This window comes from Massilimicrobiota sp. An105 (assembly GCF_002161155.1).
Classification (GTDB): Bacteria; Bacillota_I; Bacilli_A; order Erysipelotrichales; family Coprobacillaceae; genus Allocoprobacillus; species Allocoprobacillus merdigallinarum.
Map to the genome: position 1 here is coordinate 1 of NZ_NFLY01000040.1, position 24,579 is coordinate 24,579.

Sequence of the window (24,579 nt, forward strand, 5' to 3'; positions counted from 1 at the left end):
AAATATAACCAAAAGATTCTTTAGTATTCTTTCTTATATAAGAAGATAAGACAGCAGAATCGTATAAAAGAGTATCAGGAGTAGAGAGATCAATCATAAGAACACCACCTAAGATGATTGTACAATACAAAAAAGCGATAATCATCAAAGATGATTAATCGCCATGGACAAAATTTATTTTGTCCTTTTTTTTATTGGAGGAGGGACTTGAGTGAAGAAAAAAATGCATTATCTTCTTTTGGTGCCTTGTTTGGTTTTACTGATTGTATTTTTGGTGATGCCATTGATTCAAATCATTTTACCAACTTTGTTTCCTGAAGGAAGTGGCTTTAGTTTCACGAATTATTTATCATTTTTTCAAGATGAATATTATATGACAATCTTCATTAGAACTGTCAAGATTGCTTTGATTTCATCTCTTGTTTGTATGATTTTAGGAGTACCAACTGCTTATTTTATTTCTCGTTGTGATAAGAAATGGCGTGGTATTTTAATGGCTATTTCTATTTTTCCAATGCTTACGAATTCAGTTGTCAGAAGTTTTGCATGGATTAATATTTTAGGTAAAAATGGAGTGATTAATAATTTTTTAATGTCAATAGGGGTTATAGAAGAACCAATTACAATGTTATATACTGAATTTTCAGTTTTAATTGGGACAATTTATTTATTTTTACCTCTTATGATTATCACTTTAGTGGGTGTTATGGAAAATATTGATAATGACATGATGGAAGCAGCAGAAAGTTTAGGTGCCAATCGTATCAAAGCTTTTATGAAGGTTGTCTTACCATTAAGTATTCCAGGTATTATTGTTGGATGTGTGCTTGTTTTTACAGGATCACTCAGTGCTTATACAACACCTCAGTTATTAGGTGGACCAAAGAATCTTGTTTTAGCAACCTTTATTTCACAACAGGCATTAAGTTTAAATAACTGGACAGCAGCCAGTGTTTTTGCAGTCATTATGATTATTACAACATTAATTGTTATGAAAGCATTAAATGCGATTGCAGCTAAATTGGATAAGCGAGGTGAAATCTAATGCGTAAACATAAAGGATTGATGGTTATTTCTATTTTGGTATTTGCATTTTTGTTTATACCTCTTATCATTATTGCTGTGACAGCATTTGGCTCAGAAAGTACGATTACTTTTCCTATACATGGATTTTCATTACAATGGTTTGTCAATGTGTTTGAATCAGAAAGCTTTATGAGTTCATTGGCATTAAGTGGAGAAATTGCTTTGTTAGCAACTCTACTTGCTTTGCTTGTAGGGGTACCTGCAGCATATGCATTAGCGAGATATAGTGTTATTGGAAAGAAATTTTTAAAGAGCTTCTTTTTATCCCCAACAATCATTCCAGGAATTGTTGTCGGATATGCCTTATATCAATATGTGGTTTTAACATTGAATTTTCCTGTTTTTGAAAGTTTATTATTAGGACATTTTCTTGTTGTTTTACCATATGTGATTCGTATTGTTGGTTCTTCATTGGATCAGTTTGATTTTGCAATTGAAGAGGCAGCTTTAAGTTTAGGATGTCAAAAAGGTCAGGCTTTCTTTAAAGTTGTTTTACCTAATATTACATCAGGAATCAGTGCAGCTTTTATGTTGTCATTTATTAATTCATTTAATAATATACCTGTATCTATGTTTTTAACAGGACCAGGAGTGACAACTTTACCTACAACATTAATGAATTATATTGAATATAATTATGATCCAACTGTTTCAGCAGTTTCTGTTTTATTGATGGTAGCAACGATTGTGATTATGTTCATTGTTGAAAAAACATTAGGAATTTCAGCACTTGCAAAATAGGAGGAGTTAGAATGGCGTTTTTAAACTTAAAAGATATTGCAGTTGCATATCATCAGAAAAATTATATTTTACAGGGGTTAAACTTAGATATTGAAAAAGGAGAATTAGTCTCTTTGCTTGGACCTTCTGGTTGTGGAAAAACAACAACTTTACGTGTGGTTGCAGGATTTATTGATCCTCAGGAAGGAAACTTCATTTTAGATGGTGAAGATATGACAAAGGTTCCTGTTCATAAAAGAAATTTTGGATTGGTTTTCCAAAGTTATGCTTTGTTTCCACATTTAACAGTTAAAGAAAATATTGCGTTTGGATTAAAATTAAGAAAAATGGATAAAGCTCAAATGGAAGCTAAAATCAATGAAGTTGTTGAAGTTTGTGATTTGGAAGGATTAACAGATCGTTTACCTAAACAATTATCAGGGGGTCAACGTCAGCGTGTTGCTTTAGCAAGAGCACTTGTCATTGAGCCAAAACTTTTATTACTAGATGAACCATTAAGTAATCTGGATGCGAAATTACGTATTCAAATGCGTGTTGAAATTAAAAGATTACAGAAAAAATTAGGAATTACAACGATTTTTGTTACACATGATCAAGAAGAGTGTTTCTCTATTTCTGATAAGGTAGCAGTTATGAATAATGGTGTTATTGAACAATACGATACACCTGAAAATATTTACTCTCGTCCAAAAACAGAGTTTGTCGCAAGATTTATAGGATTTGAAAATTTCTTTGATTTAACAAAAGTTCAAGATCACCAATATCAAAATCAAAATGGTGAAATCATGAAAGTGGACAATGATGGCGATTTAGAAACATGCAAAGGGACAATTCGTCCTGATGATATTGAAATCGTAACATCTGCTGATAAATATGATAATATGATTACAGGAAATGTTACAGTGAGAACATTCCTTGGAAAGAGTTATCAATATGAAGTGGAAACACCTATTGGTAAACTTGTTGTTAATGGTGGAAATGCAACAGTTTATAAACAGGGTGATACTATTCAAATGCATTTACCAGCAAATAAAATTGTCTTAGTTTAGGAAAGGAAGGTAGAAAAAAGTGAAAAAATTATTAGTTGGTTTAATGGCTGGAGCTATGGTTTTAGTAGGATGTTCTAGCAACAGTGGGAGTGATACTCAAAAATTAGTTGTATCAACATGGGGATTAAATGCTGATATTGTACAAAAAGATGTTTATGAACCATTTGAAAAAGAAAACAATTGTGAAATTGTTGTAGAAGAAGGTGGAACTTCAGATCGTTACACAAAATTTGCTAATAATCCAAATTCTGATGTTGATATTATTGAATTATCTCAGGCAGAAGCACAAAAAGGATATGCAGCTGATTTATTTGAAAAATTAGATTATAGTAAAATTGGAAATGCGAAAGATTTAATTGATGCAGCGTCTAAGCTAAAAGATGATAATGGATATGGTGTTCCTTATACTTTAAATAGTATTGGTATTATTTATGATAAGGAAGCAACTGGATTTGAAATTAAAGAATGGAATGATTTATGGGATAGTCGTTTAAAAGGTCAAATTTCTATTCCTGAAATTACAACAACTTTTGGACCAGCAATGGTACATATTGCAAGTGATTATAAAGGTGTAGATATTACATCTGATAATGGAAAAGCTGCATTTGAAGCTTTAGAAGAATTAAAACCAAATATTGTGAAAACATATACAAAATCTTCAGATTTAACAAATATGTTCAGTGCTGGAGAAATTTCAGTTGCTGTTGTTGCTGACTTTGGTGTAAGTTTAATTCAAAAAAATAATGAAAATTGTGAATATGTAGTACCTGAATCAGGAACATATGCCAACTTTAATACAATTGAAGTGAATAAAAATTCAGACAATAAAGATTTAGCATATAAATATATTGATTGGCGTTTAAGCAAAGATTTACAATATAAAGATGCTGTTTCTGATTTGAATGAAGCACCTACAAATAAAACAGTTGAATTAACTGAAGAAGAAGCACTTAATAAAACTTATGGTGATGTAGCTGCTAGAGCTAAAGTTATTGATTTCAAATTTGTCAATCCACTATTAGAGGATTGGGTTGATCAATGGACACGTATTTTAAATAGTTAGGAGATATTGTCATGAATCAACTCATCAAAAACGTACAGGTTTATAATACATTTACACAAAGTTTTGAAAAAAAGAATGTTTATATTCAAGAAGATAAATTTTATTATATTTGTGATGATGAACCACTTGAAAGTCAAGAAGTGATTGATGGACAAGGTAAGTACATGATTCCTGGGTTGATTGATATTCATATGCATATTGAAAGTTCTATGACAGTTCCTGGTGAATTTTCCAAAGCAGTATTGCCTCATGGGGTCACAACAGTGGTTGCTGACCCACATGAGATAGCGAATGTTTTTGGAATACGTGGAATTGAAACGATGATATCCAATGACACAACATTGGATATTTTTTATGGAATTCCTTCTTCTGTTCCTTCTACCAATGAACATTTGGAAACAACAGGAGGAAAAATAGATGTAGATGATGTCAAACAGCTTTTAGAGAATCCTCGTATTTTATGCTTGGGTGAAGTCATGAACTTTAAAGATTTGATTGGTGGACAAGATACACTCATTAATCAGATTATTCAAGCCTGTCATGAAAAAAGATGGCAGTTACCTATTGAAGGACATTGTCCTAAAATTACGGGGCTTGATTTAGCACGATATATTTATCAGGGTGTTGATGCAGATCATACCCAACAGACACCAGAATCCATTGTTGAAAAGATAAAAAATGGCATGTTTCTGGAAATTCAAAGAAAATCAATGAATGCAGATACAATTCGTACATTGGTAGAACATCAATTTTATGAATATTTTGCATTGGTGACGGATGATGTGATGGCTGACCAGTTAGAGCAGGGACATTTGAATCTTTTAGTCAAATTAGCATATGATTTAGGTATGCCAATTGAAAAAGCTATTTATTGTGCCACTTATACACCAGCTAGACGTATGCATATGATTGATCGTGGATGTATAGCGCCAGGGAAAATAGCGGATTTTATCTTATTGGATGATTTATATTCTTTTTCTATTGATAGTGTGTATAAAAAAGGACAATGTGTTTATCATCAAACAAAACAAATAGAAATTCAAGAACAACAGTCACAGTTTCCACAAGAGTTTTACCATTCACTTTATGTCAGACAAGCAAAGAATGAAGATTTTATGATACCATCATCAAAAAAAGAAGTTCTTTGTCATGTTATGGAAGTACAGCCACATTCCACTTTTACAAAGCATCTGCAGATGAAATTACCAGTCAAAGATGGCTATGTAGATTATCAAAGTGCGGGACTTTGCTTATTGACTATTTTTGAAAGATATCAAAAAAATGGGCATATTACACATGCTTTGGTGAAAAATACATTACAAACAAAAGGTGCAGTTGCGACAAGCTGGGCACATGATCATCATAATATCATGATTTTAGGTAATAGTATTGAAGATATGGTTATTGCACAGCATCAGCTTCTCCAACAACAAGGTGGATATCTGGTTGTTCAAAATCAAAAAATTCAAGCCAACACTGTATTAAATATTGGTGGTATTGTCAGTGATCAGCCATTAAAAGAATTAGCTCAAGATTTACGACAAGTCAGAAAAGCGATGGAAGATTTAGGATATGTTCATGATAATGTGATTATGTCATTATCCACATTATCTCTACCTGTTTCACCAGAACTGAAAGTGACTGATTATGGGATGTTGGATACTTATCATCAGACAATTGTACCACTCATGGAGGACAGTTATGAGAACATTGATTAAAAATGTAACAATTTTAACAATGAATGAACATTTTGATGTCATTGAAGATGGACAAATGCTCATTGACGATGAAAATATAATTGAAATAGGAAAAACATGTGTACAAAAATATGATCAATGCATTGATGGACATCATGGTATTTTATTACCAGGTATGATTAATATCCATACGCATCTAGGAATGATTCCTTTTCGTGGACTAGGTGATGATTGTCCTGATCGCTTACGTCGCTTCTTATTTCCATTGGAATCCAAATATATGACGGCTGATCTTGTTTATCATAGCTCCAAGTATGCTATGGCTGAAATGTTGTTATCAGGGATTACAACATTTATGGATATGTATTATTTTGAAGATGAAGTCGCAAAAGCAGCTGATGAAATGAAAATGAGAGGTTTTGTTGGAGAAACGATTGTTGATTTCCCTAGCTGCGATAGTCAAGAAGCTTATGGGGGATTAGATTATTGTCGATGGTTTATACCTCGATGGAAAAATCATCCGTTGATTGTTCCATTTATTGCGCCACATGCGACAAATACAAATGATTTAGAACATCTTCAGTTTGCTCATCAATTGGCAACACAATACAATGTACCTTTATCATTGCATGCCAGTGAATTGGATTATGAGATGGATTATTTCAAAAAAGAGTATCACATGACACCAACAGCATTTTTAGATCATTATGATTTATTGGATCAAAATGTTATTCTAGCGCATTGTATTCATATCAATAATGATGATATAAAGTTAATTCAAAAAAATAAGAGTGGTATTGCACATTGTTTGGTTTCTAATTTAAAAGCAGCAAAAGGAGTTATGCCTTTAAAAGAACTATTAGAAAAAGGTGTGAGTGTTGGTTTAGGGACAGATGGACCATCAAGTGGGAATACTTTAGAGCTCTTTTCAATGTTGAAAATGATTGCCTGTGTTCATAAAACTGTGAATCATGATCGTGGCGCATTTCATGCACAGGATATCCTTTCTTTAGCAACTATTCATGGTGCGAAATCCTTACATATTGATCATCTGGTTGGTTCATTAGAAGTGGGTAAAAAAGCAGATTTTATCATTGTTGAAACAGATTCAGTGAATATGTATCCACTTTATGATCCTTATTCAGCACTGGTTTACAGTGCCAATCCAAGCCAGGTAGATACTGTTTTTGTCAATGGAAAATGTCTGGTTCGTCATAAGGAATTACAATTAGAAAAACTTTCTGATTTGAAACAAAATCTTCAAAAGGTATCTCAGACTTTTTCGAAAAAAGCTTTAGAATATGCCAAAGAAATGCCAGATGAATAAGACAATTTATTATTATCAGTATCCATTTCCTATTGGAAAAATAATGATTGCCTGCAAAGATCAAGCGATTATTTATTGTGGTAGACCGATCCTTTTAGAAAATGGTATTTATGAAAATACAGAGTGTTTAAAAAATATAGCCAAGCAGATTGAAGAATATTTTCAAAAAAGAAGACAATCTTTTGATTTCCATTATATATTTTTAAAAGGAACAGCTTTTCAAAAGAAAGTTTGGCAGGCTGTTATGGACATTCCATATGGTCAAACAAGAAGCTATCGTGATATTGCTGAAAAGATTGGACATCCACGGGCTTATAGGGCTGTTGGAAGTGCTTTGCGTGAATGCCCATTTTCACTGCTTATACCATGTCATCGTGTCATTGGTTCATCACAGAAATTAGGTGGCTATGGAAAAGACATTGATGTCAAGATATTTTTATTACAACTTGAACAAGCAGACTTGGTATCCTGAATGGATTATGCTAGAATGGATATAAGGTGGTGAAACAATGGAGAAAATATCTATATCACAGTTTGATGATGTTTATCGTTTATTTCAGCAATCTTTTGTATTGGAAGAGTTAAGACCCTATGAACAGATGAAAAAGTTATTTCAACAAAATCTATTTAGCATTTATGCAAAATATGATCAAAATGAGTTACAAGGGGCAATGATTGTATGGGAATTGGAAAATTGTGTTTATTTAGAAAACTTTGCAATTGAAACAAAGATGCGTGGTCAAGGATTAGGAACATACTTTCTACAACAATTTTGTCATTTATATAAAGATAAATTCTTATTTTTAGAAGTAGAAGTTCCTCATGATGAAATATCTCGAAAACGTATCCAGTTTTATGAAAGAATGGGATTTGTTTTAAATCCTTATCAGTATATACAGCCTACATTTAGAGAAAATGATCATTCAGTTCAATTGACATTCATGACATATCCAAAAGTCATGGATGATCAACAATATCAAATGATAAAAAAAGAAATATTTAAAGTTGTTTATCAACAAAAGGGAGAATTATGAAAGCGTTAGAAGAAAAAATTATTAGAGAAGGTATTGTAAAAAAAGGAAATATTTTAAAAGTCGATAGTTTTTTAAATCATCAGATTGATGTCGCATTTTTAGATGAAATGGGAAAAGAATTTCAAACACTTTTTCAAAAACATCCCATTAATAAAATTTTAACGATTGAAGCCAGTGGTATTGGTGTAGCTGTTATGACTGCAAGACATTTTCAAAATGTACCTGTTGTCTTTGCGAAAAAATCAAAATCATCAAATATCTCTGATGAATTATATCATACAACAGTAGAATCATTTACGCATCAAAATACAAATGATGTTGTGATTTCAAAACAATATTTAAATGAAAATGATCATGTCTTAATCATTGATGACTTTCTAGCTAATGGGTGTGCAGTTTTAGGATTAATTGATTTGATTCATCAAGCTGGTGCAACTGTAGAAGGTATTGGTATTGTCATTGAAAAAGGTTATCAAACTGGTGGAAAGACAATTAGAGAATTAGGTTATCATTTAGAATCACTGGCAATCATTGATCAGATGGATGATGAAAAAGGAGAAATTGTCTTTAGATAAGAGGAAATATCTTGGAAAAACCAAGATATTTTTTCTTTTCCAGGTTGAATAAAGAGAAAGAATCATGTATCCTAATAGTATTAATGGAGGCGATAATCATGAGTAAAATTGTGAAATTTGGTGGTTCATCGTTAGCTGATGCAACACAATTTCAAAAAGTCTATGATATTATAAAAAGTGATAAAGAGAGACGATTTGTTGTGCCAAGTGCACCTGGAAAAAGATTCAAAGATGATACCAAGGTGACAGATCTTTTATATAAAATCTTTTATGCTAAGACAAAAAATGAGTTTCATTTGTATTTTGATCAGCTTAAAGAACGTTTTTTAGATATTATTGAAGGATTGCATATTGATATATCTCTTGAAGAAGATTTTCTAGCTATTCAAAAAGCTTTAGAAGATGGAACGAGTGAAGATTATATTATTAGTCGTGGAGAATATTTAAATGGAAAGATTTTGGCTGCTTATTTAGGGTTTGAATTTATTGATGCCAAAGATGTTATCTTTATTGATGAAGATGGACGTTATGATGCGAAAAAAACAGATCCTATTTTATCTCAAAAACTAGAATCAGTTTCTTATGCAGTGATACCTGGATTTTATGGATCGCTTAATGATGATAGTGGTCAGATTAAAGCTTTTTCTAGAGGGGGTTCAGATGTAACAGGATCTATAGTGGCTAAAAATGGGAAAGTTGATTTATATGAAAACTGGACTGATGTATCAGGTTTTTTGATTGCTGATCCACGTATTGTGAAAAATCCTGATGTTATTGAAACAATTACTTATAAAGAATTAAGAGAATTGTCTTATATGGGAGCTTCAGTCTTACATGAAAATTCTGTTTTCCCTGTCCGTAAGGAAGGAATTCCTATTCATATAAAAAATACCAATAGACCTCAAGATCCAGGAACTTTGATTGTAGAAAGTACCTGCCATAAACCAACACATGTGATTACGGGTATTGCGGGAAAACAAGGCTTTGCGACAGTCATGATTGAAAAAGATATGATGAATTCTGAAATTGGATTTGGGCGTAAAGTTTTACAAGTTTTTGAAGATTATCATGTTTCATTTGAACATATGCCTTCGGGTATTGATACAATGACAGTGATTGTCAATACTGAAGAATTTATTGATAAAGAACAAGATATTTTAGCGGGATTACATCGCAGTGTACACCCTGATTCTATTATTTTAGAGTCGGATTTATCGTTGATTGCGGTAGTAGGTAGAGGAATGAAAGCCAGTCGAGGAACAGCGGCTCGTGTTTTTAAGGCTTTGGCTAAAGAAAATATCAATATCAAAATGATTGATCAGGGTTCTAGTGAATTAAATATTATTATTGGCGTACGTAACTGTTATTTTAAGCCAGCTATTAAAGCTATTTATAAAGAATTCATTGATAATGAAAGGGATGGATTATGAATATTTTAATGTTGGCTCCTTTACAAAAAGATAATTTTGAAAAGATAGAACAACATTTTTTTCAAGATCATTTTATTTATGCAACTAGGCATACTGTGACACAAAAGATGATTGACCAGTGTGATGTGATTGTTGGCAATCCACCGTTGCAATATGATTTGAATCGTGAGCATTTACAGGCGATCTTATTAAATAGTGCGGGAAGTGATGAATATGTCAAACCTGGTATTTTGTCTTCTCACACTCTTTTAGCCAATGCTTCTGGAACTTATGGCGTGGCTATTGCTGAACATACTATTGGTATGATCTTAGCTTTGAATAAAAATTTTAAAACATATAATCAGCATATGCAAAATGGAATCTGGCAGGCAAGTACTATTGGAAAAGAGCTTTATCGTCAGACAGTTGTGATTGTTGGTTTAGGAGATTTAGGATATACAATCGCAAAACGCTTAAAAGCTTTTGACTGTTATAACATTGGTGTAAGACGTCGACCATCTCAGTGTCCATCATGTCTTGATGAAATTTATACAACAGATCAATTGGAAGATGTTCTTCCACGTGGGGATTTTGTTATTTTGGCGTTGCCTCAATCTTCGCAGACTTATCATTTATTTGATCAGCAAAAACTGATGTTAATGAAGAAAGATGCTGTATTGATTAATGTTGGAAGAGGAAGTGCTATTGCTACTGATGATCTTGTCAATGTATTGAATCAAGGGCATCTTTATGGGGTTGGGTTAGATGTTGTTGAAGAAGAACCATTGCCAGCTGATCATCCGCTTTGGCAAATGGATAATGTTTTGATAACGCCACATGCTTCAGGTGGTTATGTATGGGAAAGTGCCAGAACTTATTTTACTGATTTAGTTATAAGAAATTTAGAGCATCTTAAAGCACATGAAGAGTTAGAAAATTTAGTTGATTTTCAAACAGGTTATCGTTATCATACACTCAATCTTTAAAATTATAATTACTGATTTTGGTAATCTAAAATAACACGGGGTTGTGGGGTTTTGGATTATAAGAAATTGTGGGAAGGCTGTTCTTCCCACAATTTTAAAACTGTATAGGAGAATCATGATCTGATGATGGGTCATGGTTCTTTTTTTCTGCTTTTTCTATCAGTTTATCTAACTTCAGATTGATTTCCTGAGTCAAGTCATCCAGTTCATCTGCATATTCGTATATCATATTGAGTCTGTATAGTATGTCTTCCTGTCATCAATAGCTTGCTGATGATGCATATAGGACATTGACAGAAAGTATCAATAAGAAATTATTAGTCATAAAGATAGTGGAAAGAAGCAGGAGCTTAAAAAGTAAAAACTACTTTTGGCTATATCAGATCAAAGATGGAATCGGCGAATATTGAAATTTGGTCATAGAGGAATTGAAGACTATCTGCAAATACGAAGACATCAGCCTTATAAGCAATTAAAATTGAATGTATAAAAATAGAGTCATAATATATACAAGGCAACTGATAGGGGGCCAGGTCGGTTATACCTTTTTTTTCTTTATTGAAAAAATCATTCAATATCAAGACAATTTGAAACAGAAATTACCAAATCGGATACTTCTGCTTTGCAAAATCCCGAAACTCAAAATTAATATAGTATTGACATAAATGTTATGTTCTGATATACTTATTTCATAAGTTAGCTAAGGCTAACTATGTATGGAGGTTTATATGAAAAAAATTTTTTTTGCTGTAGTAGTTACAGGTTTCTTATTGATGACAACAGCTTGTTCATCATCGTCAACTAATGAATATGAAAATAAAAATACAAATGCATCTACACAATTTCCAATTACAATGAAACATGCTTTTGGAGAAACAACGATTACAGAAAAGCCAGAGCGCATAGCAACCATAGCTTGGGGAAATCAGGATGTCCCATTGGCATTGGGAGTTGCTCCAGTTGGTGTTTCAAAAGGAAATTTCGGTGAATTAACGAAAGATGGGTTATCACCATGGACACAGGAGGCATTTAAAAAATTAGGAGTAACAGAGCCAGTAGTCTATGATGATACAGATGGGTTAGATTATGAAGCTATTGCGGATAGTAATCCGGATATCATTCTAGCTGCTTATTCAGGATTAACACAAGAAGAGTATGATACCTTAAGTAAAATTGCTCCTGTAGTTGCATATCCACGTGTAGCATGGCAGACATATTGGAGAGAGCAAGTTACGATTAATGCAGAAGCTATGGGGATGAAAGATGAAGGAGAAGCATTGGTTAAAGAAACTGAACAATTAATTGCGAATAAATTGAAAGAATATCCTCAGATAGAAGGCAAAAGCGGAGCTTTCCTTTGGGTTAATCCAGCAGATACTAGCTCATTCTATGTATATTTAACTAGTGATCCTAGAGCTTCCTATCTTACAGACTTAGGTTTATCATTCCCTGAAAATATTAAGGAAATGGGAAAAGATGAAACGACTTTCTCTTTGACAGTTTCCGCAGAAAATGCAGATATTTTAAATAATGTAGATATTTTAGTTACTTATGGTGATGATACAACCCTAAAAGCTTTACAGAAAGATGCTATCTTTGGAAAGATTCCAGCTATTAAACGTGGTTCAGTAGTAGTTATTGATAGTAATAGTGCATTAGCAGGTTCTGCGACTCCTACAGTTTTAGGTATTTCTGCAACAATTGATGAGTATTTATCATTAATTGGACAGGCTGCAGATAAGGTAAACGAATGAGAAAAAAGAATGTTTATTTCTTGTTTGTGATTCTTTCTCTATGTCTAATTGTTGTTTCTGTATTGTCTATTTTATATGGTTCTAAATCAGTAGATATGGAGACATTATTTGATGCATTATTTACCAACAAAGAAAGCTTTTCTATTAGTGTTGTTCAGGCAAGAATACCACGAACTTTGTTTGGTATTTTAGCTGGAGCTTCTTTAGGAGTATCTGGTTGTCTGATGCAATCAATTACCCGAAATCCAATTGCAGATCCTAGTATTTTAGGAATAAATACAGGAGCCTCTCTCTTTGTGGTTGTGGGAATTGCGTTCTTTTCAATCTCTTCACCAAGTCAGTATATCTGGCTTGGTTTCACAGGGGCTATATTAACTGCAATACTTGTTTATGGTATTGCTTCTGTAGGACAAAGTGGAGCTACTCCAATTAAGTTAGCACTAGCAGGAGCTGCAACATCGATGGCACTTATGTCATTAGTGAATACAATCATGTTACCAAATTCACAGGTAATGGATAGTTTTCGTTTTTGGCAAACAGGAAGTATTGGCGGAGCTAAGTGGAATATGATTTTAGTACTGCTTCCGTATTTCATTTTAGGATTACTTCTATCATTTTATTTATCATCTTCATTAAATACTTTAGCGTTAGGCGATGAATTAGCCACAAGCTTAGGAATAAATAGTAAGAAAGTAAGAGCAATGGCAGCATTTGCAGGAGTACTATTATGTGGTGCTACAACAGCATTAGCTGGTCCAATTGCTTTTGTTGGATTAATGGTTCCCCATATTATGCGATTATTAATAGGATCGAATATGCATTATCTCCTTCCATTATCTGCATTGGGAGGAAGCATACTGTTACTAGGTGCAGATATTATTGGAAGAGTAATCGCAAGTCCAGCAGAATTAGAAGTTGGAATTATAACCGCAATCCTTGGAGCGCCAGTCTTTATTTATATTGTTAGAAAGGTGAAAATACGTAGTTTATGAAAAAACAGACAAGAGAAATTATAGAACGTGTTTATCATCACCAGAGAAAAAGAATTATAACCATTACTATCATATTATGCATTATATTATGTATACTTATGGCACTATCCATGATGCTTGGTAATACTTTTTACTCTCTAAATACTGTTATTCAGTCCTTATTGTATGAAAATATACCAGGAGCATCATTTACTGTTAATACATTACGTTTTCCAAGAATGTTAGCAGGCGTATTTTGTGGAATAGCCTTTGGTATGGCAGGAAATACCTTTCAGAAAATGTTAGGTAATCCATTAGCTAGTCCTGATATTATAGGCGTAACATCTGGAGCTAGTACAGTAGCTGTATTTTGTATTCTTATCCTTCATTGGAGTGGAAATGCTGTTTCTATTGGCGCAATCTTAGGCGGAATGCTTGTAGCATTTCTGATCTATCGTCTATCGCAGGGAATCGGATCAAATAATGGCAGAATGATTTTGATTGGTTTAGGATTTCAGGCATTCTTACAAGCAGTGATTTCTTATATTATACTTCGTGCAGCACAATATGATGTAGCAAATGCCTTACGGTGGTTAAGCGGAAGTTTAAATAATGTCACAATAGAAGAAGCGGTTCGAATTGTAATTGTAGTAATTTTCATGGGAAGTTCTCTAGTATATTTAAGTAGAAGACTGATGCTTTTACAGTTGGGAGAAGATTTTGCGACTACTTTAGGTTTAAATATTCAAAGAACAAAGTTACTGTTGATTGTTAATGCAATTATTCTCTCTGCTGTAGCAACTTCCATCAGTGGTCCAATTGCAGCTGTATCCTTTTTATCTGGTCCTATCATTACTAGAATCTGCAAAGGAAATCAGGCTAATATGTTACAAGCCGGTCTTATGGGAGCTATTCTTGTATTAGCGGGAGATTTAGTTGCCCAAAATTTATTACCAGCTCGTTATCCAGTAGGAATTATTACAGGTATTTTAGGAGCACCATATTTATTACTGATGCTATTTAGAATGAATCATAAAGGAGGCTAATATGACAGATTGTTTATATGCAGAACATTTATCCTCAGGATATGGAAATCATACAATTGTGAAGGATGTCGATCTAGTGTTGCCAGAGCATAAAATTAGTGTAATAATTGGTTCAAATGGATGTGGGAAATCAACTTTATTGAAAACATTATGCAAATTAGTTCTTCCTTCAAATGGTGCTGTATATTTGAATAATAAAGACATACATAAATATCCTTCAAAAGCATTAGCAAAAAACTTAGGATTAATGCCACAGTCACCTATTGTACCTGAGGGAATAACTGTTGCTGATTTGGTCGCAAGAGGTCGATTTCCATATCGTCAGCCACTAAAAGGGATGAGCAAAGAAGATTATCAAATTGTTAGTGAAGCAATGGATATGATGGGTATCTCTGATTTAGCTGATCGATGTGTAGATGAATTAAGCGGTGGACAAAGACAGAGAGTATGGCTAGCTTTAGCATTAGCACAGGATACAGATATTTTGTTGTTAGATGAACCTACAACTTTTTTAGATATATCTTATCAGATCGAAATTTTAGACTTATTAACTGAATTAAATCAGAAAAAAGGTACAACCATCGCCATGGTATTACATGATATTAATCTATCTGCTCGCTACGCAGATTATATATTTGCGATATCTAATGGAAAATTACTAGCTCATGGAACACCAGAAGAAATAATTAATGAAGAAATCATACGAGAAGTTTATGGTTTAAATAGTAAAATTATTAAAGATCCTATAACACAACGGCCAATGATTATTCCTATTGGAAAATGTAAATAATTTATATTGAGGAATGGACAGTGTGGTTCATTCTTTTTATTATATAATTTTCAATGCTTTCGTTATTTGGATATCCAAATGATGAGGGCGTTTTTATTTGAAAATATTATTTTTTATCATTTTGGTTGCTATTTTATAAAAATCATATATAATATTAGTATACCCCACAGGGGTATGGGAGGTATCTTATGAAACAGAAATATGATATTGTGGGTATGACATGCAGTGCATGCAGTGCTCATGTAGATAAAGCTGTCAGGCATCTTGATGGTGTTCATGATGTTAATGTTAATCTTTTAAGCAATTGTATGGTTGTTGACTATGATGAAAATAAAGTCAACGATCAAATGATTGAAAAAGCTGTAGAAGATGCAGGATATAAAGCTGTATTAGAAAAAGAAACTGTTCAAGCACAGAAACAGAAAGAAACAGTTGATCATAAGAAAAAATCATTGATTCTTTCTTTTGTCTTTTTAATTCCTTTGTTTTATATTTCAATGGGACATATGCTAGGAGCACCTTTACCATCTATTCTTGTTGGTGAAGAAAATATGATGGTTTTTGCTTTAACGCAGCTCTTTTTAACTTTGCCAGTCATGTATATCAATCGTGGCTATTTTCAAAGAGGTTTTAAGTCTTTATGGCATCGTAGCCCTAATATGGACACACTTATAGCTATTGGTTCAACGGCTGCGGCAGTTTATAGTATTTATGCTATTTTTATGATGGGTTATGATTTAGGTCATGGCAATCTTCATGATGCTCATCAATATATGATGCAGCTTTATTTTGAGTCAGCAGCCATGATTTTGACCCTTATTTCTTTAGGAAAATATTTAGAATCTCGTTCTAAAAAGAAAACAACGGAAGCAATTGAAAAACTGATTCACTTAATGCCGTCTTCTGCAACACTTTTGAAAGATAATCAGGAAGTAGAAGTGGCTATTGAAGATGTGCAGATTGGCGATATTATGATTGTCAAACCTGGGCAAAATATACCTTTAGATGGTGTGATTATCAAAGGACAGACATCCATTGATGAGTCTATGATTACTGGTGAAAGTTTACCCGTAGACAAATCTGTCGATGATAAAGTGATTGGTGCAACGATGAATGTAGAAGGGTATATTCAAGTTGAGGTGACTCATACAAGTCAAGAAGCGACCTTATCACAAATCATAGAATTGGTTGAAGAAGCCAGCTCATCTAAAGCCCCAATTGCAAAACTGGCAGATCAGATTAGTGGAATCTTTGTACCAGTTGTAATTGTGATTGCTTTAGTGACATTTGTTTTATGGGTGACTCTTGGTGGACAGACTTTCCATTTTGCTTTAACATGTGCGATTGCAGTATTGGTTATTTCTTGTCCATGTGCATTAGGTTTAGCAACTCCAACTGCCATTATGGTGGGAACAGGAAAAGGCGCACAGTTAGGTATTTTGATTAAATCGGCAGAAAATCTTGAATTATTATCTAAAGCAAAAAGTATTGTTTTAGATAAAACGGGAACGATTACAAAAGGAAAACCACAGGTAACTGAAATTTATCCTATTGGTATAGACACTAAAGAGTTATTAACTTTAGCTGCTTCTATTGAAAGTTCATCACAGCATCCTCTTGCCAAAGCTGTAGTTGATTATGTCAAAGAGCAGGGGATATCTTTAAAAACTGTTGAAAATTTCCAGATGTTATCTGGTAAAGGGCTAAAAGGGACTATTGATGGAGGTATGATTTTATCTGGTAATCAACGTTTGATGAAGGAACACGATATTGATTTATCACCTGTACAAGCCAAAGCGCAACTTTTAGCAAGCCAAGGAAAAACGCCATTATTCTATGCTTATAATGGACAAATGATTGGTTTAATTGTTGTCAGTGATGTGTTAAAGGAAACAAGTCAAAACGCTATTAATCAATTAAAAGATATGGGATTAACTATTTATATGTTGACAGGAGATAATCAATTAACTGCTCAAGCGATTGGTGATGAACTGGGAATCCAGGTCATTGCTGAAGTTTTACCACAGGATAAAGAAAAACATATCAGAGATTTACAAGCAAAAGGTGAACGTGTTATCATGGTAGGAGACGGAATTAATGATGCTCCAGCGCTTATGCGTGCCGATATTGGTATAGCGATGACGTCGGGAACTGATATAGCCATGGATTCAGCAGACATTGTTTTGATGAAAAATGATTTACAGGATGTTGTGAATGCGATTGAACTGAGTCATGCAGTGTTAAAAAATATTAAAGAAAATCTGTTTTGGGCATTTTTCTACAATGTGATTGGAATTCCAATTGCAGCAGGTGTGTTCTATCCAGTCTTTGGATGGCTGTTAGATCCTATGTTTGGTGGTGCGGCAATGAGTTTGAGTTCGATCTTTGTTGTCAGCAATGCCCTAAGACTGAGATTTTTTAAACCTAAACATCAAAATACAATAATCAGACAGGAGGAAAAGAAAATGGAAAAAACAATGAATATTGAAGGTATGATGTGTCCAAATTGTCAAAAGCATGTAGATAAAGCTTTAAATAGTATTGAAGGTGTAGAAGCAACAGTAGATTTAAAAAATAACTGTGCTTATTTAAAATTATCTCATGATGTTGATGAAAGTATCTTAATCAAAGCAGTTGAAGACGCTGGTTATAGTGTTAAAGGATTTAAATAATGCAGGCTGATCAAAAACATGTTATGCGTTTATTAAAAACAGCTCGAGGACAGATTGATGGCATCATGAAAATGATTGAAGATGATCGTTATTGTATTGATATATCTAATCAAATCATGGCAACTCAGGCTATTTTAAAACGTGCTAATAAAGAAATTATTGGAGCTCACATGCAGCATTGTGTTCATGATGCTATTGGCAGTCAAGATGCTGATCAAAAAATAGAAGAGATGATGGACGTTATCAATCAATTAATGAAGTAACAAAAAGTCAAGATTGTTTATTGCAGTCTTTGACTTTTTTCTTTATACTTTTTTATAAGGAGATGAACTGAATGAAACAAGGCGTTTTAATGCAATATTTTGAGTGGTATTTACCTTCAGATCCTCATTTGTATCAAAAAGTTAAGGCTGATGCACAGCATCTTTTTGATATAGGAGTGACAGCGTTGTGGTTACCACCAGCTTTTAAAGGTATTGGTGGAACTCAGGATGTTGGTTATGGGGTATATGATTTATATGATTTGGGTGAATTTTATCAAAAAGGAACTGTCCCAACAAAATATGGAACCAAAGATGAATATTTACAAGCAATCCAGGCCCTGCAACAAGTCGGCATACAGGTTTATGGGGATATTGTATTGAATCATAAAATGGGTGCTGATGGCTATGAAGATGTGAAAGCGAGTGAAGTCAATCAACATGATACCTATGATATTGAAAAACAAAATGAATGGATTCAAGTTCCGACTCTTTTTACTTTTCCCAATCGTCATCAAAAATATAGTGATTTTACATGGGATTGGAGTTGTTTTGATGGCATAGATTATGATGCCAAAACAAAACGTCATGCTACTTTTTTGTTTCAGGATAAAACATGGGACTCACAGGTTGATAATGAAAATGGGAATTATGATTATTTAATGGGAGCAGATTTAGATTTTTCAAATCATCGTGTTGTAAGTGAACTTAAAAGATGGGGAGAATGGTACTTAGATACAACACATATAGATGGTTTTAGATTAGATGCAGTTAAACATATTAATGCATCATTTTATCAGGATTGGCTTTATCATATGCGACAGTATACACACCAAGAATTATTTACAGTGGGAGAATATTGGCATGGTGATGTACAAAAATTACTTCAATATCTCAGTGAAGTGAATTATTCATTATCATTATTTGATGTTCCTTTGCATTATCATTTTTATGAAGCTTCACGTAGCTTTGGACAATATGATATGTCCCAAATTTTTAATAACACATTGGTTCAAAAAGCCTGTATGAATGCTGTCACATTTGTTGATAATCATGATACACAACCCCTGCAAGGTCTGCAATCATGGGTTTTGGATTGGTTTAAACCACTGGCCTATGCCTTGATTTTGCTAAGAAAGGATGGTTATCCTTGTATCTTTTATGGTGATTATTATGGAATTGAAAAACCTTCTTTATCAGGACAAAATCAGGTTATAGATCGTCTTTTATATTTACGTCAATATTATGCCTATGGTCAACAAAATGATTATTTTTATGATCGTCATATCATAGGATGGACACGAGAAGCTTATGGATTGGCTTGTATTATGACCAATCAAAATGGTGGACAACTGTACATGTATGTAGGACAGCAATATCAAAATCAGATATTTTATGACTATTTAGAAAATGTCAATGAAACTGTCACTATTGATGACAAAGGGTATGGTCTGTTTACTGTTCAAGATGGAAGTGTCAGTGTTTATATACCCAAAAAATAAAGTGGTCATCTGACGATCACCACTGAAAACTCAAATATAAAACTGTGATTAACAATGTTAACATGATAGCTGTCTGAAAGATTGTGGATAGAATTTTATACGAAGAATGTGGAAGTCCACGGTGACAGGCTTTTTGGATTAACTGATAAGTAATCAATAAAGGAATCAGGTTGACTACGCTCAATAATGAACCGATACAGGCAATCACTGACATTGTTAATGCGCCTAGATAATATTCCTTATATGCATACTCCATAAATTTCACTTCCTTATATGTTTATTATATATGATTTAAAAAGGTTCAAGATGAAATTTATGTTAAGTTTCTATAAAGATTATAAAAAAACAATCTCTATAATAAAGATTGTTTTTTTTATGCTGTTTTTGTTTTTTTCTTGTTAAGAATAAAGACCACAATGATGACAATAATAAGCATAATTGCTGCACAGATACCTGCAGTAGGTAAAAGTTCAGGTTTACTGAACGCTTTTGTCCACATGGCTATTTTTCTAATAAATATTGCAATTGCATATCCGGCAGTCGCACTTCCTAGTAAGGCAAGAACAGCTTTAAACCATTTAGGAAAAACTTCTGCAAATAATACAGCTGTAATGAGGCAGATAAATGCAATAAACATACAAATCACAAAATGCATAGAGAAACCTCCTTTATATACAACAAATAAAATAACATAATTATGAACAGAATGCAATAATATTATATCATGTCATTTTTTTAATCATGTGAAATTCGCTGAAAATGTAGAATTATAGCGATGAATATGTTAAACTATAAGACGTAGAAAAGAGGTAGATTATGAGATTTAATAGAGGTAAAAGATATACATATTATAGTTCGTATTCTCCATCAAGGCATCCAAGAATACGTTGGGATAGAATTGCTATTATCGGTATTGTTGTTGCAATTGTGATTGGAGTTATTGTATGGTTTAATTTTAGTCGTATTCAATTGGCTTTTAAAGGTTATTCTTTTTCACAACAAAGTGAAATACTTGCGTTAGAAAATAATGAAGTTGATGAAATCTTATCATATGATAAATTGGAACATATTTCACAATGGTTGAGCCAAAGTCAAAAAGTTCAATATTATGATGAATATGAAAAATATCTATCCTTACATAAGGATATGCAAGTGAAAGAAGTTATTTCAACTATAGATAATATTTTTGATAATTATGTTCCTAAATTAACAACGCTTAATTATTCAAATGATCAGATTTGGGAAGTTTTAAAAACCGCAGGTGTGAATGAAGTTAAACATTTGGTAGATAAACAATATACTTATGCCCAAATTGAACCATTTATGCAAGTCAAAGGATTTGTTTTTGAAGATATTGATCAATACATGGAATCATATGAAGAAAATAAAAATTATAATTATGCTGTATTGATTACAACATATCCGTTTATTATTTCTGAAAATGAAGTTGATCAACCTTATACAATTCAAAATCCAGATGATGTTTTAACATTAGTGAAAAAAGGATTCTATTTACCAGCTAATTATGAACCATCTGATTTAGTGAATCCAGATCCTGATAAGGTGAAGGTGGCATCTGATTGTGACGATCCAAGATTGAGAAAAGAAGCTGCTAACGCTTTAGTAGAAATGTTTGATGCAGCTAAAAAAGAAGGTTATGATTTGGTTGTGAATAGTGCTTATCGTTCATATGCAGATCAAAAGGCAACATATGATGATTACTTCAATAAATATGATCCTGTGACTGCAGCAAGTTTAGTTGCTGAACCAGGAGGAAGTGAACATCAGACAGGATTAGGTGTTGATTTAACATGTCAGGCTGTTATTGATGATAAATTAAATGGTATTGAAAATAGTCGTTTTGGTTATAAACCTGATTATAAATGGTGTGTAGCAAATTCTTATAAATATGGTTTTATTTTAAGATATGAAGAAGATAAAGCTGGTATTACAGGTATTGCTAATGAACCATGGCATTTTAGATATGTTGGAAAAGAAGCAGCAAAAGAAATCTTTAATAATGGTTGGACATTAGAAGAATATTGCTTAAATAAAGGGGTTATCCCTGATATTAAGAAAGGTCAATAATCTAGGGTTATCCCTAGATTATTTTTTAGGAGAAAATCATGAAAACATTAATAACAACTCTCAATTCAAAATATATTCATACGTCATTATCATTGCGTTTGCTTTATGTAGCTTCTTATCATCGCTTTGATGTTGATTTTAAAGAATATACAATTAAGGATTCACTTGAACATATTGTTGATGATTTATTATCAATGCATTTAGATATGATTGCGTTTTCTTGTTATATATGGAATATTGAATATATTGATAAGCTATGCCATATGTTACGTCAAAGACAACCTGATATTATTCTTGCTTTAGGGGGACCTGAGGTCACTTATGAACCACAGTACTTTTTAGAGCATATACCAGTAGATTACATTTTAAGTGGTGAAGGGGAAGAAATATTCCCTCAATTATTAGAAGCTTTAGAAAAGAAACAGGATGTATGTTTACCAGGTGTCAGTTATCGTGGGCATATCTCATCAACAGTAGCTGTTGCAGATTTAAAATATGTAGAATCCTTAGATTCGCCGTATTGTTTACCACAAGATCAAAAAGATATGAGTAAACGTATCTTATATTTTGAAACAAGTCGAGGGTGTCCATTTCAATGTCAATATTGTTTATCTTCATTAGAACAGGGACTTAGATTTTTTAGTGAAGACTATCTCAAAAGACAACTCAATTTGATTTGTCATAGTTCAGCCAAAACAATTAAATTTTTAGATCGTAGTTTTAATGCTGATGCAAATCATGCTATTATGATTTTAGATTATATTTTTAAACATTATCAAGAAGGACAGCAATTTCAATTTGAAATTAATGCTGATGTCCTTAATCAAAAAATTATTGATTTTATTAGAGAAAAAGCACCAAAGGGATTATTGAGATTTGAAATAGGCATACAATCGACTTACGAACCGACAAATCGCGCAGTCAAAAGAATTCAGAATTTTAAACGTTTGAGTGAAGTGATCACTATGTTAATGCAAGATGGTCAATGTGATTTGCATTTAGATCTCATTGCTGGTTTACCATATGAAACATATGAAAGATTTGCTCAATCATTTGATGATGTTTTTGCCTTTCGTGCAAAAGAATTACAATTGGGCTTTTTAAAACTATTAAGAGGAACATCATTACGTAATGATGCTAAAGATTATGGGTATGTCTATCAAAAAGAGCCTCCTTATGAAATGCTGGAAAACAAATGGTTATCTCATGATGATATGGAAAAGATTCATATGGCTGAAGATATGTTAGAGAAATATTGGAATAGTGGGCGTTTTGTACATACGATGAATGCAGTGATGGATGACGTTTCTTCGCCATTTGCGTTCTTTTATAATCTTTCATGTTTTTATCATGAAAAACAGTATAAAAAAATTGGTTATCAGTTAGATGAACTTTATCTTTATTTGGATTCCTACTTACCTGAGAAGTATCATGATTTATTGATTATGGATTATTTATTGCAGTTTAAAGTGAAACCTAAAAAATGGTATCAGCCTACTTTAACTCCACAATCAAAAAAACAGGTTTTAAGAGAACTTTCACAAAAATATCAACTTGATTCTGAACTGTTATTTAGATATGCAGTTGTAGAAGAAATTCAAGATCATTATCTTGTTGTGATCTATAAAGATTATCAATGTCAGTGGTCTATGTATAAGAAAGGGTGATCATAGTATGTTAACGATGGTTGAATATGTTCATCAAAGAATATCAACGTATTCTTTTCAGGTGGGTGTTGATTTTACTATGGGAAATGGCCATGATACACTTTTTTTGGCTGAACAGTGTTCAAAGGTCTATGCTTTTGATATACAGTCTGAAGCATTGGAAAATACAAAAAAACGTTTAGGAGATAGACAACATGTACAACTGATTTTAGATAGTCATGAAAATATGAAACAGTATTTTTCATCATTTGATATAGGAATATTTAATCTTGGCTATTTACCACAGGCTTCTCATCATATTACAACAACATTGCCGTCTACTCAAAAGGCTGTCTGTCAAGCTATTGAAATGATGAAAAAAGCTCTTTTTATTGTTGTTTATCCTGGTCATGAAGAAGGATATCAGGAAAGTTTATGGATTCATGAATATGTATCACAGTTAGATTCTCATCAGTTTCATGTTTCGTGCTTTCAAATGTTAAATAAAAAGAAAGCACCTTATGTTATTGAAATAGAAAAGAAGCAGTAAATTCTGCTCAATGTCGTCAATTTAACGACAAATTTAAATTAGAAATCTGACATATTCAGATTTCTTTTTTTGTTTATTAAGATTCATAAGTAATTATAGAAGTGATATATCATATTTAGTAAAATCTCAATGATTTAATGGTATAATTGTAGTATAGAAAAGGAGTGGTTTTATGTTTGTGAAGGTTGTTCAAAATAATAGAGGCAAAAAAGGCACTTATTTCTGCTCTCTTGTTGAGTCTTATCGTGATGGTGATAAAATCAAGCACCGCACTATTCGTAGTTTTGGTCTTCTTACTGAAGAACAGGTTCCCTATCTTAAAGCCATGTATGC

The 24,579-nt window shown here is 32.7% G+C and carries 23 protein-coding genes; 21 read left to right on the forward strand and 2 right to left on the reverse strand.

Annotated elements, in window-relative coordinates; all coding sequences use genetic code 11:
* The first annotated feature begins 211 nt into the window (after positions 1-211).
* The 18 genes from B5E48_RS10595 to B5E48_RS10680 all read left to right on the forward strand — a co-directional run bounded on the left by B5E48_RS10595 (position 212) and on the right by B5E48_RS10680 (position 19,962).
* The gene (locus tag B5E48_RS10595) at positions 212-1,045 is read left to right on the forward strand and encodes an ABC transporter permease (protein ID WP_087305001.1); all 834 of its coding nucleotides are present in this window, start codon (positions 212-214) and stop codon (positions 1,043-1,045) included.
* On the forward strand, positions 1,045-1,827 hold the full coding sequence (locus tag B5E48_RS10600; protein WP_087305002.1) for an ABC transporter permease: 783 nt from the start codon (positions 1,045-1,047) through the stop codon (positions 1,825-1,827). Before B5E48_RS10595 ends, B5E48_RS10600 begins: the two co-directional genes overlap by 1 nt.
* A gap of 11 nt (positions 1,828-1,838) precedes the next feature.
* Positions 1,839-2,876 (forward strand): ABC transporter ATP-binding protein, encoded by a 1,038-nt coding sequence (locus B5E48_RS10605; protein ID WP_087305003.1) that lies wholly within the window; start codon positions 1,839-1,841, stop codon positions 2,874-2,876.
* A 19-nt stretch (positions 2,877-2,895) separates the two neighbouring features.
* Positions 2,896-3,939, forward strand: a complete 1,044-nt coding sequence (locus tag B5E48_RS10610; protein ID WP_224759547.1) for an ABC transporter substrate-binding protein — start codon at positions 2,896-2,898, stop codon at positions 3,937-3,939.
* A gap of 11 nt (positions 3,940-3,950) precedes the next feature.
* Positions 3,951-5,657, forward strand: a complete 1,707-nt coding sequence (locus B5E48_RS10615) for an adenine deaminase C-terminal domain-containing protein (RefSeq protein WP_087305004.1) — start codon at positions 3,951-3,953, stop codon at positions 5,655-5,657.
* Complete coding sequence (locus B5E48_RS10620; protein WP_087305005.1) at positions 5,641-6,963, forward strand: amidohydrolase; 1,323 nt, start codon at positions 5,641-5,643, stop codon at positions 6,961-6,963. Before B5E48_RS10615 ends, B5E48_RS10620 begins: the two co-directional genes overlap by 17 nt.
* Entirely contained in the window at positions 6,956-7,435 is a 480-nt protein-coding gene (locus B5E48_RS10625; RefSeq protein WP_158097288.1) for a methylated-DNA--[protein]-cysteine S-methyltransferase, read from the forward strand. The genes B5E48_RS10620 and B5E48_RS10625 overlap by 8 nt, the downstream gene beginning before the upstream one ends.
* Before the next feature lie 37 nt (positions 7,436-7,472).
* Positions 7,473-7,997 (forward strand): GNAT family N-acetyltransferase, encoded by a 525-nt coding sequence (locus B5E48_RS10630; protein ID WP_087305007.1) that lies wholly within the window; start codon positions 7,473-7,475, stop codon positions 7,995-7,997.
* A complete protein-coding gene (locus B5E48_RS10635; RefSeq protein WP_087305008.1) occupies positions 7,994-8,572 on the forward strand; it encodes a xanthine phosphoribosyltransferase in 579 nt (192 codons plus the stop codon). Before B5E48_RS10630 ends, B5E48_RS10635 begins: the two co-directional genes overlap by 4 nt.
* A 98-nt stretch (positions 8,573-8,670) precedes the next feature.
* A complete protein-coding gene (locus B5E48_RS10640; protein ID WP_087305009.1) occupies positions 8,671-10,002 on the forward strand; it encodes an aspartate kinase in 1,332 nt (443 codons plus the stop codon).
* On the forward strand, positions 9,999-10,967 hold the full coding sequence (locus B5E48_RS10645) for a D-2-hydroxyacid dehydrogenase (protein ID WP_087305010.1): 969 nt from the start codon (positions 9,999-10,001) through the stop codon (positions 10,965-10,967). Before B5E48_RS10640 ends, B5E48_RS10645 begins: the two co-directional genes overlap by 4 nt.
* Positions 10,968-11,695: 728 nt before the next feature.
* Positions 11,696-12,721 (forward strand): iron-siderophore ABC transporter substrate-binding protein, encoded by a 1,026-nt coding sequence (locus B5E48_RS10650; RefSeq protein ID WP_087936795.1) that lies wholly within the window; start codon positions 11,696-11,698, stop codon positions 12,719-12,721.
* A complete protein-coding gene (locus B5E48_RS10655) occupies positions 12,718-13,713 on the forward strand; it encodes a FecCD family ABC transporter permease (protein WP_087305012.1) in 996 nt (331 codons plus the stop codon). Before B5E48_RS10650 ends, B5E48_RS10655 begins: the two co-directional genes overlap by 4 nt.
* Complete coding sequence (locus B5E48_RS10660; RefSeq protein ID WP_087243229.1) at positions 13,710-14,738, forward strand: FecCD family ABC transporter permease; 1,029 nt, start codon at positions 13,710-13,712, stop codon at positions 14,736-14,738. The genes B5E48_RS10655 and B5E48_RS10660 overlap by 4 nt, the downstream gene beginning before the upstream one ends.
* A 1-nt stretch (position 14,739) precedes the next feature.
* Positions 14,740-15,528: an ABC transporter ATP-binding protein gene (locus tag B5E48_RS10665; protein ID WP_087254783.1), complete on the forward strand. Its 789-nt coding sequence runs from the start codon at positions 14,740-14,742 to the stop codon at positions 15,526-15,528.
* Between the two features lie 188 nt (positions 15,529-15,716).
* Complete coding sequence (locus B5E48_RS10670) at positions 15,717-18,200, forward strand: heavy metal translocating P-type ATPase (RefSeq protein ID WP_087305013.1); 2,484 nt, start codon at positions 15,717-15,719, stop codon at positions 18,198-18,200.
* Entirely contained in the window at positions 18,200-18,463 is a 264-nt protein-coding gene (locus B5E48_RS10675) for a metal-sensing transcriptional repressor (RefSeq protein ID WP_087243232.1), read from the forward strand. The genes B5E48_RS10670 and B5E48_RS10675 overlap by 1 nt, the downstream gene beginning before the upstream one ends.
* A 71-nt stretch (positions 18,464-18,534) precedes the next feature.
* Complete coding sequence (locus tag B5E48_RS10680) at positions 18,535-19,962, forward strand: alpha-amylase (RefSeq protein WP_087305014.1); 1,428 nt, start codon at positions 18,535-18,537, stop codon at positions 19,960-19,962.
* A 16-nt stretch (positions 19,963-19,978) separates the two neighbouring features.
* Here B5E48_RS10680 and B5E48_RS10685 read toward each other — a convergent pair whose 3' ends face one another.
* Positions 19,979-20,218, reverse strand: a complete 240-nt coding sequence (locus tag B5E48_RS10685; protein WP_087243234.1) for a hypothetical protein — start codon at positions 20,216-20,218, stop codon at positions 19,979-19,981.
* 117 nt (positions 20,219-20,335) lie between these two features.
* Positions 20,336-20,617, reverse strand: a complete 282-nt coding sequence (locus B5E48_RS10690; protein WP_087305015.1) for a hypothetical protein — start codon at positions 20,615-20,617, stop codon at positions 20,336-20,338.
* A 710-nt stretch (positions 20,618-21,327) separates the two neighbouring features.
* Here B5E48_RS10690 and B5E48_RS14120 point away from each other — a divergent pair.
* The 3 genes from B5E48_RS14120 to mnmM are packed head-to-tail and all read left to right on the forward strand — an operon-like array spanning position 21,328 to position 24,246.
* Positions 21,328-22,050, forward strand: coding sequence for a M15 family metallopeptidase (locus B5E48_RS14120; protein WP_434738086.1), 723 nt, complete (start codon positions 21,328-21,330; stop codon positions 22,048-22,050).
* Between the two features lie 38 nt (positions 22,051-22,088).
* The gene (locus B5E48_RS10700) at positions 22,089-23,717 is read left to right on the forward strand and encodes a B12-binding domain-containing radical SAM protein (protein ID WP_087305016.1); all 1,629 of its coding nucleotides are present in this window, start codon (positions 22,089-22,091) and stop codon (positions 23,715-23,717) included.
* A 7-nt stretch (positions 23,718-23,724) separates the two neighbouring features.
* Positions 23,725-24,246, forward strand: a complete 522-nt coding sequence (mnmM, locus tag B5E48_RS10705) for a tRNA 5-(aminomethyl)-2-thiouridylate-methyltransferase MnmM (protein WP_087305017.1) — start codon at positions 23,725-23,727, stop codon at positions 24,244-24,246.
* The last annotated feature ends 333 nt before the right edge of the window (positions 24,247-24,579 follow it).